Source organism: Bradyrhizobium genomosp. III (genome assembly GCF_000261705.1).
In the GTDB taxonomy this organism is placed as follows: Bacteria; Pseudomonadota; Alphaproteobacteria; order Rhizobiales; family Xanthobacteraceae; genus Bradyrhizobium; species Bradyrhizobium ottawaense.
The window spans coordinates 59,836-73,313 of record NZ_AJQF01000242.1; the positions used below are offsets into that span (position 1 = coordinate 59,836).

A 13,478-nucleotide genomic window follows, 5' to 3' on the forward strand; every position below is an offset into this window, starting at 1 on the left:
ACCGCCCGCTTTCCCGGCTGTCCGTCTTACTCGGCCGCCTCGGTTGCGGGTCGTGACTGTCCGTCGTTTGGCCCCGCTCGTGCCGTCTCCTGGTCGAACCAGAGGCTATGGTGCTCGCGAGCCCAATTGACGTCGACCTCACCCGTGCCCATGGCCTCGAACGCACCTTCCATTCCGATCGTGCCGATATAGATGTGCGCGAGCATCGCCGCGACAAACAAGACGGCCACGACGGAGTGCACCACCTGGGCAATCTGCATGCCCTCGATCCCCGTGCCGTAGAACGGAAACATCAGCGCATAGCCGGTCGCGGCGACGAGCCCGCCGCCGATCACGACGATCCAGTAAATCGCCTTCTGCCCGCCATTGAAGCGATTGGCCGGCGGATGGTCATGCCCGAACAAGCCGCCGCCACGTTTCGCCCATTCGATATCCACCTTGTTGGGAATGTTGCCGCCAATCCACATCAGGAAGATCAGGACCACGCCGAGCGTGAACGGGAAGCTCAGATAATTGTGGGCGTACTTCGCCCATTGCGACCATTCGGAAAAGGCCTCGAAGCCGATCAGCGGCAAGAGCAGCGGCCGGCCGAAGGTGATGTTGAGGCCGGAGATCGCCAGGATGATGAAGCAGGTTGCCGTCATCCAGTGCACGAAGCGCTCGAAGACGTTGAAGCGCACGATGGTACGACCCGATCGGCCACTTTCCAGCCGGACCATGCCGCGGGTGAGATAGAAGATCATGATCAGGGCGGTCATCCCGATGATCGCGATGCCACCGATCCAGCGCAGCGTGACATCGCGGAACTCGCGCCACTCACGTCCCTGTGGCTGCTCCAGGACGCCGGACCGCTGGTCCGGAATGCTCACCCGGCCCTGGATCCGGTTCAGCTCCTGCAGAAGCTGCTGCTCCTTGACCGAACTTGCAGTCGGATTGACCTGTTGAGCACTCGCGGGCGCCGCCATCACCAAGAGAAGCAGCGTGCAGACGCCGAAAGCCAGGCGAATGAACATTCCAAATGACGCCATCACGTCCTCCCCGGTATTGCGCGCCCTCGGCTGCCCACCTCAAGATTCGATCGTCTCGCGATAGGCGGTCTTCCAGCCCCACGCGCCCGAACCATAGCCGCGCTTCATGACCCGCTCTTTGTAGATCTGGGCAATGATCTCGCCGTCGCCGGCGAGCAACGACTTGGTCGAGCACATTTCGGCGCAGAGCGGCAGCTTGCCTTCGGCCAGCCGGTTCGCACCGTATTTCTCGTATTCTTCCTTGCTGCCGTCGGCCTCGGGGCCGCCCGCGCAAAAGGTGCATTTGTCCATCTTGCCGCGCGAGCCGAAATTGCCGACCTTCGGATATTGCGGCGCCCCGAAGGGACAGGCGTAGAAGCAATAGCCGCAGCCGATGCAGAGATCCTTGGAGTGCAGCACCACGGCATCCGCCGTGGTGTAGAAACAGTTCACCGGACACACGGCCGCGCAAGGCGCGTCCGTGCAGTGCATGCAGGCCATCGAGATCGAGCGCTCGCCCGGTTTGCCGTCGTTGATGGTGACGACGCGGCGCCGGTTGATGCCCCAGGGCACCTCGTGTTCGTTCTTGCACGCCGTGACGCAGGCGTTGCATTCGATGCACCGGTCAGCGTCGCAAAGAAACTTCATTCGAGCCATGTTCGTTGCTCCCTCAAGCCGCGACGATCTGACAAAGCGTGACCTTCGGCTCCTGCATGCCCGTCGCCGGGTCGTAGCCGTAGCTCGTGATGGTGTTGGCGCTCTCACCGAGCACGATCGGGTCGGTGCCGGCCGGATAGTTCTTGCGCAGGTCGGCGCCGCCCAGCCAGCCGCCGAAGTGGAACGGCATCCAGGCCACGCCCTTGCCGACACGCTCCGTAACCAGCGCCTTCATCCGGGCGCGCGAATTGTTTTCGGCGCCGCTCACCCAGACCCAGCCGCCGTCCTTGATGCCGCGATCGGCGGCATCGGCGACGCTGATCTCGATGAACATGTCCTGCTGCAATTCGGCGAGCCAGGGATTGGTGCGCGTCTCCTCCCCGCCCCCCTCATACTCCACCAGCCGCCCCGAGGAGAGGATGAGCGGAAACTGCTTTGCGATCCCCTTTTCGACCGCCGCCTTCTGCACGGAGAAGCCGATATTGGGCAGACGGAACTGCTTGGCGTCAGGCAGGGTTGGATACTTCTCCACCAGGTCGACGCGCGGCGTATAGATCGGTTCACGATGCACCGGAATCGGATCCGGCAGACCGAACGCGTTCATGCGCGCCTTGCCGTTGCCGAAGGGCACGCAGCCGTGCTTCAGCGCGACGCGCTGGATGCCGCCTGAGAGGTCGAGTGCCCAGGATACGGCATCCGGATTAGCCGCGTTGACCTTCTGGATCGTCGCCATTTCAGCCTCGGTGAGATCCTTGTCCCAGCCGAGCTTCTTCAGGCTTGCCAGCGTGAACTCGGGGTAGCCGTCCTCGATCTCCGACCCCTTGGAAAAGGATTTGTCGGCAAGCAGGCTCACCTTCCGCGTCGTGCCGTCCGGCAGTTTTTCCTCGCGCTCGATGCCGAAGCGTGGGCGGAAAGCGCCGCCGCCGTCCATGACATGCAAATTGTTGTTGTAGAGCAGCGGCGAGCCGGGATGTTTCACCTCCGGCGAGCCCCAACACGGCCAGGGCAGGCCGTAATAGTCGCCGCCGACCTCCGGATCGTCCTTCGGCGCGCGCATCGTCACCAGATCGAATTTGTTCTGGTTCTTCATATGCGCCTTGATGCGCTCCGGCGACTGGCCGCAATAGCCGGTCGACCAGCTTCCGCGGTTGATCTCGCGGAGCACGTCCTCGGCGAGCGGAAGGTTGTTCTCGACCTTGATGTTCTTGAACATCTTGTCGGCGAAGCCGAACTTCTTCGCCATCAGGTAGATGACCTCGAGATCGTCCTTGGATTCGAAGATCGGCTTGACGATCTGCTCGCCCCACTGCATCGAGCGGTTGGAGGCGACGCGCGATCCCGAGCATTCGAATTGCGTGGCGACAGGCAGGATATAGACGCCGTCCTTCCGTCCCGCCTCGACCGCGAGCGACGCCCAGGTGGTCGGGTGCGGATCCGCGATCACCAGCAGGTCCAGTGCCTTCAAACCCTTCATCGACTCCGGAATGCGGGTGATGCTGTTGCTGGCGTGGCCTTGCACGAATACGGCCTTGACGTTGTCCTTCTGTGCAACGTCGGCCTTCGGCAAGAGCGCAGCATCGAACCATCGCGTCAGCGGGATGCCTGGGGTCTCCATCTGCTTCTTCTCGTCGAAGCGGGAGACCAGGTACTCGTAGTCGACCTCCCAGACCCGCGACCAGTGCTTCCAGGCGCCTTCCGCAAGGCCGTAATAGAACGGCAGGGTCACGATATCGAGGCCAACGTCGGTTGCGCCTTGCACGTTGTCATGGCCGCGCAGGATGTTGGCACCGGCGCCCGCCTTGCCGACATTGCCGGTCATCAGCAGCGCGATGCAGCTCGCCCGCACATTGGCCGTGCCGACGGTGTGCTGGGTCTGCCCCATGCACCAGATGATGGTCGCGGGCTTCACGGTCGCGAACATCTTGGCGACGCGTTCGAGCTGCGCAGCGGGCACGCCGGTGACGCGTTCGACCTCCTGCGGATTCCACTTCTCGACCTCCTTGCGCAAATCGTCGAAACCGTAGACGCGCGAGGCGATGAACTCCTTGTCCTCCCAGCCGTTCTTCAGGATGTGCCACATCATGCCGTAGAGCACGGGAATGTCCGTGCCGGGACGGATCCGAACATATTCGGTGGCATGGGCCGCGGTGCGGGTCAGGCGCGGATCGAAGACGATGAAGTTCGCCTTGTTGAGCTCCTTCGATTCCAGGAGATGCTGCATGCTGACGGGATGCGCCTCCGCGGCATTGCTACCGATGAACAGCATCGTCTTGGAGTTGCGCATGTCGTTGATGCTGTTGGTCATGGCACCGTAGCCCCAGGTATTGGCGACGCCCGTGACCGTGGTGGAATGGCAGATACGCGCCTGGTGGTCGGTGTTGTTGGTCCCCCAGAACGCGCCGAGCTTGCGGAACAGATAGGAGCCCTCGTTCGTCATCTTGGCGGAACCGAGCCAGTAGACGGAATCGCTGCCCGATTTTTCGCGAACCTGTAAGAGCTTGTCGCCGATCTCGTTCACCGCGGTGTCCCAGGACACGCGCGTCCATTGGCCGTTCACAAGCTTCATCGGATAGCGCAACCGCCGATCACTGTGCACGAGCTCGCGTACGGAGGCACCTTTCGCACAATGTGAGCCGCGGTTGATCGGCGAATCCCAGCTCGGCTCCTGGCCGATCCAGACGCCGTTGAGCACTTCCGCGGTCACCGTGCATCCGACGGCGCAATGAGTGCAGATGCTCTTCTTGACGACGGCCCCGGCCGCGAGCGGTCCGGCCACCGCGGCTTCCGCCTTGCGCACACTGCCGATCGGCATGGTGCTGAGTGCCGCAAGCGCGCCGCCGGCAAGGCCGGACCTGCGCAGGAAGGAACGGCGATCCAGACCGCCGGCCTGACCCGCAAGGGATTCAGCGACGGAGCCGCGACGATCGGAACGCTGGTGTGTTCGCTTGATAAGCACGGGAAGCCTCCCTCAAGCCGGATAGCGATTGACGCGGTAATAGGTTTTTACGTGGTCGGATTCCTTGTAGCGCGCCTTGCGCTTCTCATCGTTGTTCTCGCTGTCGGCTTGTGCCGGCCCGACCAGCGGTGTCGCGAGCGTCGCGCCGGCGCCGACCGTGCCGATGCCGACCTTGCGCAGGAAATCGCGGCGTCCCACCTTGGCTTTCGTCTCGTCACTCATCGCATCTCTCCCGCACCGACGCGCGTCGGTCAGTTGGCGAATGTGAATGCTTCCGTCTCGATCTCGATAAAGGCACGGCCGAGCGCCCCCACGACCCGATAGAATCGGGCGTTGTCGGTGCTTTCCATGTCGGCGAACAGCCGCCCGATCCAGGGCGACACGTGTTTTTCAAAAAAGGCGCGTTGAGCCTCCGGCGAGGCGTCGAGGCTGCCGTCGGCAAAGCCCGACATGATCTCGCAGAGGATGGCGGCGTGATCCTCGGGCTCGGAATTGTTGGCGACCCGCTCGATGCCGAGCGCGGCCATATCCGCGCGCAGCCGTGACAACGGCCGCTCGTTGAGGAAGCCGGTGAGGTAGTACGAGGCATAGGGCAGCAATTCCCCGCGGCCGAGCCCGACGAACAGGTCGAAATATTCGCGCTCGGCTTTCGCCGCGACAGCGCTTGAGGCCGCCTCAGCCAACGCAACATGCGCGCGCCCGAGCGGCGTCGCGTCGCCCGTCAACATGGAAAGCTGGTCGAGCAATCGTCGCGACGGTGGCGCAGATAGAAGCGTTGCCAGAAGCGCGTATTCCTGCGCGCGCGCCGCATCGACGGGATCGAGTGGTTCTGCGGAGAAGGCCTGTTCGCTGTAGAGATCGGGCCGCAGATCGTTGCGAGCTACGCCGGTGGCGGCTTCGACTGCAACCACCCGTTGTGCGGGTACCTTGGTCCAGTTCGAGACGGATGGCTGGCTGATGCCGATTTTGCGCGCAAGCTCGGCTATGCCGCCCGCGGCATCGATCGCGCGATCAAGACCGTCATCCCGCACGTGGACCTCCCATCCGAGTCCCGTCTGCCTAGTCCCACCTGCTCGATTATTCTTTTGTTACAAAGCAGTATGCGGAGGGTAGTCCTGGTTCCACGGACGGTCAATCGCTTGGCCATAGCCGGAGGCTATAGCCTTTCGTCGCGCTGCTCAGGACGGCAGTGCACCACCATGCGTGCGCGGCATGACGGGCTCGGCAAAATCCGCGTGTCTCTCCGCCACGATCGGTTGCGCTGCAACAGGGGCTGTTGGCAGTTCCGGCGCATTCGCCTGCTCAGGAGCCTCGAGGGCAGCGCTCGTGTCGGCTTGATGCAATTCCTCCGAAGAATCCACTGATTCACCAAGCGCATCGGGCAATGACTCTGCCACTTCGCGCACACCGCCAATGACGCGATCGACGAGAGCCGCCAGTTCTTCCGAGGTACAATCCAGCGGTCCAAATCCCGGCATTGCGGTCGGGTCGTTGAAATCCCATGCGTTCTCCGCAAGCCCGACGAAGTCGCGGATGGCAGGATCGGCGACCCAAGCGCGGCGAAGGGCCGCACGGCTCAACTCCTGTGGAATACCCTTGCGCAGGAACGCGGTGACGTCGGTCGCAGCGTTGATCTCGTCGATCGATGGCAGGCTTGAGAGGTCGAACTCGCTCTCGCCGTCCTTCGCAACGTCCTTTGCACCATCCTTGGCCTCGGGCGGCGGCGCGGGCTGCGCCTCGGCAGGCTTCGCCGGCTCTGGTCGCGACTCGCGCTTGCGGCGGGACCAACGCGCAAGGAACTCTTCCTCGCTCATTCCTGTCCGCCTTCATGTTCGCGCCGGGCGAGCGCCTCGGGGTCAGCCCGGCGCCGCTTGCGCTTGACGAATTCCCGCTCAACATGGTGCTCGACAATGAAGCTTTCAATCGCCTCCCTCAGCACCTCCGGCATCGGCACCGCCTCGACGAGATTGTCGGCAGCCTCGGTAAAGCCCTCGCCTTCCGAGGGATCGGCGGTAACGGTCGTGACGACATAGGGCCACACGCCTTCCGAAGGGGACAGCACGGTCCAGATGCTCGGACTGCCGGAGGCGAGATTGTCGCGATAGCGCGCCGTCTCGGACGGATAAAGATCCACGGTCGCGCTTCCGGCATAGAACAGCGTCGAGCCGTCCTGCTCGCGAAGCACGGTCCAGGGTCTCATGGCGGGCTCGTCCGGCAGGATGGCGACGCCACGCCAGATGAAATCGACCCAAGGGGAGTCGGCCTTGCGCCGCTCGACCACGACACCGACCGGAATCGACAGCAATGGCAGCGCCGCGGGGCTCATGTCACCATCTCCAGACGTTTGACCGGCAAGCCTGTCAGCAGATTCTGGGGCTTCATGCGCAGTTTTTGATCCGCCGACATCGACAGGATCAGGTAGACCGGCTCGTCCTCGACATCGTCGAGCGCGAGCATTGAATCGACGAAGGTGAGGCGGAAGAGCGCGAGCACACGCTCGGCGCTGGGCCCGTCGAGCTCCTCGCCGTGCCAGAGACGATCGCCGAGCCTTGTGGCATCGGCATCGAGCCCGACATACCAGGTGAGCTTTGCGTCCTGCAGTGCGCGCAGCGGTTCGATCGTGACGTCAAAACCGAGCAGATGAGAGAGCCAGCGCCTCATCACCTGCGCCAGGGCGGTCGGCCCCAAGCCGTCGGCCGTGAGGTCGAAGGCCATGTCGAACTGGTCGCTGCGCTGCCAATAGGCAGCAACATTCTCCGCGTTCAAGACATCGACCACCGCATCGGTTGTGGCGCCTAGCATCGACATCAGCGATAGCACCGGAGTTGGGCTAATTCCGCCGACAATCTCCTCGTCGCCGAGCAGCAGGGCCTGCTCATGCGGCAGAATCCGCTGGGCCCGGAAGAACAGTTCGGCCGCGCGCAGCACGAACGGATCGTCGCAACCGTCGAGCGCATTGCGCAGGATGACGTGCACGAGCTGATTGACGAACAGCGGCGGCAGATCGTTCGCGCCTGCGCGCACCGTTGCAAGATAAGCAGCTTCGAGCGTCGGATGCCGCAACAGGAGATCGCGAAAGGCCAGCACGAACTGCCAGTTCTCCCGGGCGTCGGGATCGGCAATACCGGCGATTTCGCCGGCGCTGACCGGTTGGCGCGGATCGGAGAGCAATTCCCGGTGCAGCCGGCGTTCGACCTGACACGCATCCTCCGGCGGCATCAGTTCGGGACGGGCAAAATAGGCCTTGAGGAATTCGTCGGTAACGCGGAGCCCGCCGCCCTCGTCGCGATCGAGCAGATGATGGCCGCAGGCAATCCAGAAATCGTTCATCTGGCAGTTGGCCTCCGGCCCAGATCCACAAGCTTGAGATTGCCGTCAGGCTCGATGTCGTCCTCCATTTCCATGAACGAGAACGCCTTGCCGTGCCCCTGCCCTTCGCGCAGTTGCAGTCGGCGGAAGGACTCGCGGACCTCGCCGTCGCTTACGGCCCGGTGCACCGCAACAAGGGAGCTGATCGGATGGCTGCAGAGCGACTGCGAAAACGCCACCTCCTCTTCTGCGGCGCTCTTCGCTGTCGCCATATCCGGCGCGCCGAAACGATCGACCAGTTGCCCGGCAAGGAGATCGACCAGGTTGCGGTAATCATCCTCGGTGGCCGGAACGATCTGCGCCAGCGTCGACCAGCCCCAGGACTGCACCCCGAGGAAACCGCCGCGGAAGGCCGCGCGCGCCTTGCCCTCGAGCTTCGCAGGATCGCAATCCCAAAAGCGGAAAACGCCGGAGACGGCCCATTCGCCCGGCTCTGCCGCCACGTCAAACACGAATGTGTCGGAGGGATCGAGCGCGATGGTACGCAGGAGCTTCACAGCCGCGGCCCCCCGAGTGCCGGATCGAGCCAGGATGGGGTCGCAAGCGCCTGGACGAGGTCGCCACGCTCGATCGCGCCCGCCCCAACCCGGCGCGTCAGCAGATCGCCGAGATCGTCGATGCGCTGAATGGTCTGCCGTTCACGGGGCATGCGGGAAAGATATTCGCGCGCGACGCCGTCAAAACCGTCCGCCTGCCAGCCATCGAATGCCAGCATCAGGTGCCGGGCAAAGCTCTCCGTGATCTGCGCCGCGCCGGCCTCCCCAAAACCTTCCTGGTCGAGTGCCGAAGCGAGGGGATGAACGCCCGGCTCGTCGTCATTCATGGCGACCGTCCGGATCATCGCGCCGAACACCAGCCATGGGGGCGGCTCCTCCTCGATGGCCGCGGAAGGCCATCCCATGCGGCCGCCGCCGACCAGGCCTCCGTTGATCCTGACGGCGTCCGGCCAGCCGATCGCGATCGGCTGGCTCGGCGGCGCGTAGGCGCGCAGGGCATCGGTGAGCGCAACCATGCCGGCGTAGAGCGCGCGCCGCGCGCTCCGCAGCGGCTCGGCCGGCTCGAGCACCACGGCGAACTCCGCCAGGTCAAAGCGCCCGACATAGACGAGCGTGCCGGCGCCACTCTCCGGTGCAATGCGGCATGCGTGGGCAAAAGCGTCGCCACTCTCGCGCAACCGCACCAATGTGAACGGCGGCGGGAGGTCGATCGGTTCCGCCAGGGAAACGTGGCTCACTGGGATCGACGGCAGGCCGTCCTCCGCTTTCCTTTTCTTCCCGGTGGATAATGTCTATACGAGGCGAAGGGCCGGCGCGAGTCCGTCGTCGGCGTCCGAATGGCGGAGGGGTCGACCTGGAACAGCCATCGAAGACCGTCCTGATCTGCTCGTGCGAAGACACGATGCGTCTCGACGTGGCCACGATCCGGCGAGGATGCCCCAACAGCGAGATCAAAGGCTTTCGCCATCTCTGCGGCGCCGAGCTCGATCACTTCCGTAACGCGGCCGCCGCTGGCGGCGCGCTGACGGTGGCTTGCACGCAGCAGGCGGCGCAGTTTGCCGAGGAGGCCGGCGAACGGCCTGATGCGATCAGCTTCGTCAACATTCGCGAAACGGCCGGATGGTCGCGAGACGGCGTACGGGCCGGTGCGAAAATGGCCGCCCTGCTCGCATCCGCCTCCATTCCGGGCCCGGATTATCCGCTCGTCACCTTGTCGAGCGAGGGCGTGGTCCTGGTCTACGGGCGCGATGAGGCTGCGATCGAGGCAGGCCGCCTGCTTGCGGATCACCTCGACGTCACGGTGATGCTGAAGCAACTCGATGAGATGGTGCCACCCGCTGCAACGGTCTTCCCGATCGTGAAGGGCACGATCCGCTCCGCGAAGGGACATTTCGGCGCCTTCGAGCTTGCGATCGACGATTATGCGCGTCCCCGCCCCTCTTCGCGCGATCGCTTCGTGCTGGACGCACCGCGAAGCGGGGTCACCTCGCGCTGCGACATCGTGCTCGACCTTTCCGGCGGAATGCCGCTGTTTCCTGCCCACGAGCTGCGCGACGGCTATCTTCGCGCAGATCCCAACGATCCCGCCGCGGTGCTTCGCGCCGTGCTGACCGCGCGTGATCTCGTCGGCAGCTTCGACAAGCCGAGATATGTTGACGTTACGCCCGGTCTTTGCGCCCATTCGCGCTCGAACCGCACGGGGTGCCATCGCTGCCTCGATCTCTGCCCGACCGGCGCAATCACGCCCGCCGGCGATCATGTCGCTGTTGATCCGAACATCTGCGCGGGCTGCGGGCAATGCGCCGCCGCCTGCCCGACTGGCGCTGCATCTTACACGTTACCGCCCGCCGATACGCAGCTTCAAAGACTTCGCGCCATGCTGCTCGCCTACCACGCGGCCGGCGGCGCCAACGCGGTGCTGCTGTTCCATGACGGCTCGCACGGCACACCGTTGATCGAAGCTCTGGCACGACATGGCGACGGTCTTCCCGCGAACGTGCTTCCCTTTGTCGTCAACGAACTCACGCAGGTCGGGTTGGAAGCGATCGTCGGCGCATTCGCTTATGGTGTAACAGCCGTGCGCTATCTGCTGCGCGCAAAGCCGCGCCACGATGTGACCGGACTATCGCAGACGATCGGCATGGCCGATGCGATCCTTGGCGGTCTCGGCTTTGATGGCCAGCGCGTCGCCACGATCGAGACCGACGACCCTGACGCGCTCGGCAGCCATCTGACCGGCATCGGCCCGCTTGCGGCGGTCGCAACACCGGCGACCTTCAGAACCGTCGGCAAGCGGCGCGACCTCCTGCGCTTCGGCCTCAGCGAGCTGCATCGTCTTGCGCCAAAGCCGGTGGACGTGATTGCGCTGCCGCAGGGCGCTCCAGTCGGCGCGATCAGCGTCGACACGGACGGGTGCACGCTGTGTCTCTCGTGTGTCTCCGCCTGCCCGACCGGCGCGCTGCGCGACGATCCCGAGCGGCCGGTGCTGAAATTCATCGAGGACGCCTGCGTGCAATGCGGCCTGTGCCAGACCACCTGTCCGGAAAAGGTCATCACGCTCAAGCCGCAGATCGATTTCCGCGCCGCCCGCGCTCCCGCCGCGGTCATCAAGGAAGAGGAGCCCGCGCTCTGTGTCCGCTGCGGCACGGCGTTCGGGGTGAAGAGCACGATCGACCGGATCGCCGCCAAGCTCGAGGGGCGGCACTGGATGTATCCCGCCGGCGACAAACGGATCGAGGCGCTCAAGATGTGCGCCGACTGCCGCGTCATCGTCATGAGCGAGCAGCAGTTCAATCCGTTCAAGGGCATTCCCGAACGCACGCCGCCGCGAACGACGGACGACTACCTACGTCAGCGCGAGGGCAAGGACTAGACAAGACCAGCAGACATCTACGCAGGGGCAGGAAACCAGGGGAAGCATCACCATGTCTCGTTTGATCACAGCTCTGTCGACGTGCTTGATCTCCATCGCTTTCGCCGGCACAGCGGCCGAAGCTGCCGCTCCTCCACTGACCAAGGCACAAAAGGTTGCCGTGAAACAGGCGATCGCCGCCTGCAAAGCCGAGGCCAAGGGCAAGAAGATCGCATGGCTGTCGCGTCGCAAATACGTCAATCACTGCGTCGCGGAAGCGCTCAAGGAGCACCCCAGCATCGACGTCATTCAGATCCTCAAGCAACATCCGGAGATGAGGGATCTTCCGATGGACAATTGGGATTCGATCTGAGAGGCAGCTATCGCGACGTCACGCGGCCAAGGAAATCGGTGAGCGCGCGGCGATCCTCGGGCGAGCCGATGCGCTGCTCCGGCATCTTGGTACCGGGGGTGTAGGCATTCGGTCCAACCTCGAACAGCTTTGCAACCGTCTCCGGCGTCCAGACGATGTCCATCGTCTTCAGGGCATCGGAGAAGCGGTAGCCCGGCAGCGATGCGATCTTACGGCCAAACAGTCCGGCAAGCGTTGGGCCTGCGCGCTGGACCTCCTTGTCCGACAGCGTGTGACAGGCAACGCACGCCCGGAATACGTCGGCGCCATGATCGCCGGCATAGGCAGCGAGCGGATCGGCCGGAGAGCCCATCAGACTCGAGCCGACGGGATCGCCGGTGCGTGCATTCCACCGCCGGATCTTGCCGTCCGCGCCCCCCGTCATCAGCGTCTCGCGATCCGGAAGGAAGGCAACCGACCACACCGGCAGCCCGGGCCCGACCAGCGTGCGTAGCAGGCTGCGCGACTTGCGATCGATGATCGCAACTGTGCCGCCGATGCCGGCTGCGGCAATCAGCTTGCCGTCGGCCGACATGGTCACGGCCACCACCGGTGTTGGGCCGGCCGATATCTCGCCGCTGACCTTGCCGTCCGTGGTCAGCATCCGCAGCATGCCGTCGACCGCGCCTGTGACGATTTCACCGTCCGGCGCCACGGCTACTGCGTTGAGCGGAGCCGGCAACGTCACGACTTCAGGCTGGCCGCCCGACAACCGCCAGATGCGCAACGTAAGGTCATAGCCGGCGCTGACGAGCGACCTGCCGTCCGGCGTGAAGGCGACGCCGTTGACGTTCTGCGAATGCCCTTCGAGCACGCGCGACACGCCGTCCGACAGCGACCAGAGCCGCACCGTCCGATCCCATGAAGCCGATGCGAGCAGTGCGCCGTCGGGAGAGACCGCGAGTGCGACGATTGGACCGACGTGTCCCTCGAACACCCGGTCCGGCTGCCGCCGGCCCGCCGTCCAGACCGCAATTCGTGCATCGGCACCCGCCGTGATCATGCGGCCGTCGTTCATAAAGGCGACGGCATTGACCGCATCAGCATGATACCGCAGCACCTCCTCCGCTGTCTCCGCCTTTAGCGACCAGCGAATGGCGGCTGAGTCGAAGCTGCCGGACAAGAGGCTGTCCCCATCGGGGGAAATAGCAAGAGCCCGCACGGAGCCGCCGTGTCCCGCCATGTCGGCGTGCACGGATGATACGGCCAGGATGGCCCACAAGGCTGCGGCGCCGCCCGCGCAGAAAGGTAGTCTCATTGACCCTCGCCGCGTCCCGTTCACGCTCTCAAGATTGCCAGAAGAGCCGACGGAGGAGAATATCCGAACCGATCTATTTGGCTGGTGCCGTCGTGGTTTTGGAGGATCCTTGAGGCGCGGCCTGCATTCCAGGCGGACTCTGACCCTGGGGACTTTCGGCGGGCGCGCCACCCGAGCCTGTATTGATGGGGCCCGTCCAGCCTTGCGGCTGTGGTTGGCCCTTCTCCTCGGGAGGGGTTGGTGCCGCAGACGAGTTGGTTTGCGCGGGTTGGGCGGAGGCGCTCTGGAAGAAGCAGAGTGCCGCGAAGCACAAGATCGTTGTTGGCAATTTCACGTCGGATCCTCCGGTGCGTGTACTAAACAGGGCAACGCTGCCTTCCGTTCCGGAGCGTGCATTGCAACAACCTGACTTCGCTCATCCTCCGCTTGAACGCCGGTGGTCCGAAGACTAGTCTCTCGCTGGTCACGTCA

13 protein-coding genes are annotated in these 13,478 nt (G+C 64.3%); 2 read left to right on the top strand and 11 right to left on the bottom strand.

Going from position 1 to position 13,478, the window contains the following annotated elements; genetic code table 11:
- Positions 1-26: 26 nt before the first annotated feature.
- From IC66_RS0121135 to IC66_RS0121180, 10 genes are all read right to left on the bottom strand, one after another.
- Positions 27-1,028, bottom strand: a complete 1,002-nt coding sequence (locus IC66_RS0121135; RefSeq protein ID WP_038948932.1) for a formate dehydrogenase subunit gamma — start codon at positions 1,026-1,028, stop codon at positions 27-29.
- A 39-nt stretch (positions 1,029-1,067) separates the two neighbouring features.
- Positions 1,068-1,664, bottom strand: a complete 597-nt coding sequence (gene fdh3B / locus IC66_RS0121140; protein ID WP_028143626.1) for a formate dehydrogenase FDH3 subunit beta — start codon at positions 1,662-1,664, stop codon at positions 1,068-1,070.
- Between the two features lie 13 nt (positions 1,665-1,677).
- Positions 1,678-4,620, bottom strand: coding sequence for a formate dehydrogenase subunit alpha (locus IC66_RS0121145; RefSeq protein WP_038948933.1), 2,943 nt, complete (start codon positions 4,618-4,620; stop codon positions 1,678-1,680).
- Positions 4,621-4,632: 12 nt separating this feature from the next.
- On the bottom strand, positions 4,633-4,842 hold the full coding sequence (locus IC66_RS0121150) for a twin-arginine translocation signal domain-containing protein (RefSeq protein ID WP_028143624.1): 210 nt from the start codon (positions 4,840-4,842) through the stop codon (positions 4,633-4,635).
- 29 nt (positions 4,843-4,871) lie between these two features.
- Complete coding sequence (locus IC66_RS0121155; protein ID WP_028143623.1) at positions 4,872-5,651, bottom strand: molecular chaperone TorD family protein; 780 nt, start codon at positions 5,649-5,651, stop codon at positions 4,872-4,874.
- 147 nt (positions 5,652-5,798) lie between these two features.
- A complete protein-coding gene (locus tag IC66_RS0121160; protein WP_038948934.1) occupies positions 5,799-6,434 on the bottom strand; it encodes a DUF3306 domain-containing protein in 636 nt (211 codons plus the stop codon).
- Positions 6,431-6,946, bottom strand: a complete 516-nt coding sequence (locus IC66_RS0121165) for a DUF3305 domain-containing protein (protein WP_038948935.1) — start codon at positions 6,944-6,946, stop codon at positions 6,431-6,433. The genes IC66_RS0121160 and IC66_RS0121165 overlap by 4 nt, the downstream gene beginning before the upstream one ends.
- The gene (locus IC66_RS0121170; protein WP_038948936.1) at positions 6,943-7,950 is read right to left on the bottom strand and encodes a DUF6352 family protein; all 1,008 of its coding nucleotides are present in this window, start codon (positions 7,948-7,950) and stop codon (positions 6,943-6,945) included. The genes IC66_RS0121165 and IC66_RS0121170 overlap by 4 nt, the downstream gene beginning before the upstream one ends.
- Entirely contained in the window at positions 7,947-8,486 is a 540-nt protein-coding gene (locus IC66_RS0121175; RefSeq protein WP_028143619.1) for a DUF6505 family protein, read from the bottom strand. The genes IC66_RS0121170 and IC66_RS0121175 overlap by 4 nt, the downstream gene beginning before the upstream one ends.
- Positions 8,483-9,229 carry a biotin/lipoate--protein ligase family protein gene (locus IC66_RS0121180; protein ID WP_085971765.1) on the bottom strand — a complete coding sequence of 249 codons (747 nt, stop codon included), beginning with the start codon at positions 9,227-9,229 and terminating at the stop codon, positions 8,483-8,485. The genes IC66_RS0121175 and IC66_RS0121180 overlap by 4 nt, the downstream gene beginning before the upstream one ends.
- Before the next feature lie 158 nt (positions 9,230-9,387).
- On the opposite strand from IC66_RS0121180, the gene IC66_RS0121185 reads away from it, so the two are divergent.
- Together IC66_RS0121185 and IC66_RS0121190 are read left to right on the top strand one after the other, a co-directional pair.
- A complete protein-coding gene (locus tag IC66_RS0121185) occupies positions 9,388-11,358 on the top strand; it encodes a 4Fe-4S binding protein (RefSeq protein WP_038948940.1) in 1,971 nt (656 codons plus the stop codon).
- Between the two features lie 52 nt (positions 11,359-11,410).
- Positions 11,411-11,710, top strand: a complete 300-nt coding sequence (locus tag IC66_RS0121190) for a hypothetical protein (RefSeq protein ID WP_038948941.1) — start codon at positions 11,411-11,413, stop codon at positions 11,708-11,710.
- Between the two features lie 7 nt (positions 11,711-11,717).
- Here IC66_RS0121190 and IC66_RS0121195 read toward each other — a convergent pair whose 3' ends face one another.
- Positions 11,718-13,007 carry a c-type cytochrome gene (locus IC66_RS0121195; RefSeq protein ID WP_038948942.1) on the bottom strand — a complete coding sequence of 430 codons (1,290 nt, stop codon included), beginning with the start codon at positions 13,005-13,007 and terminating at the stop codon, positions 11,718-11,720.
- Positions 13,008-13,478: the final 471 nt, after the last annotated feature.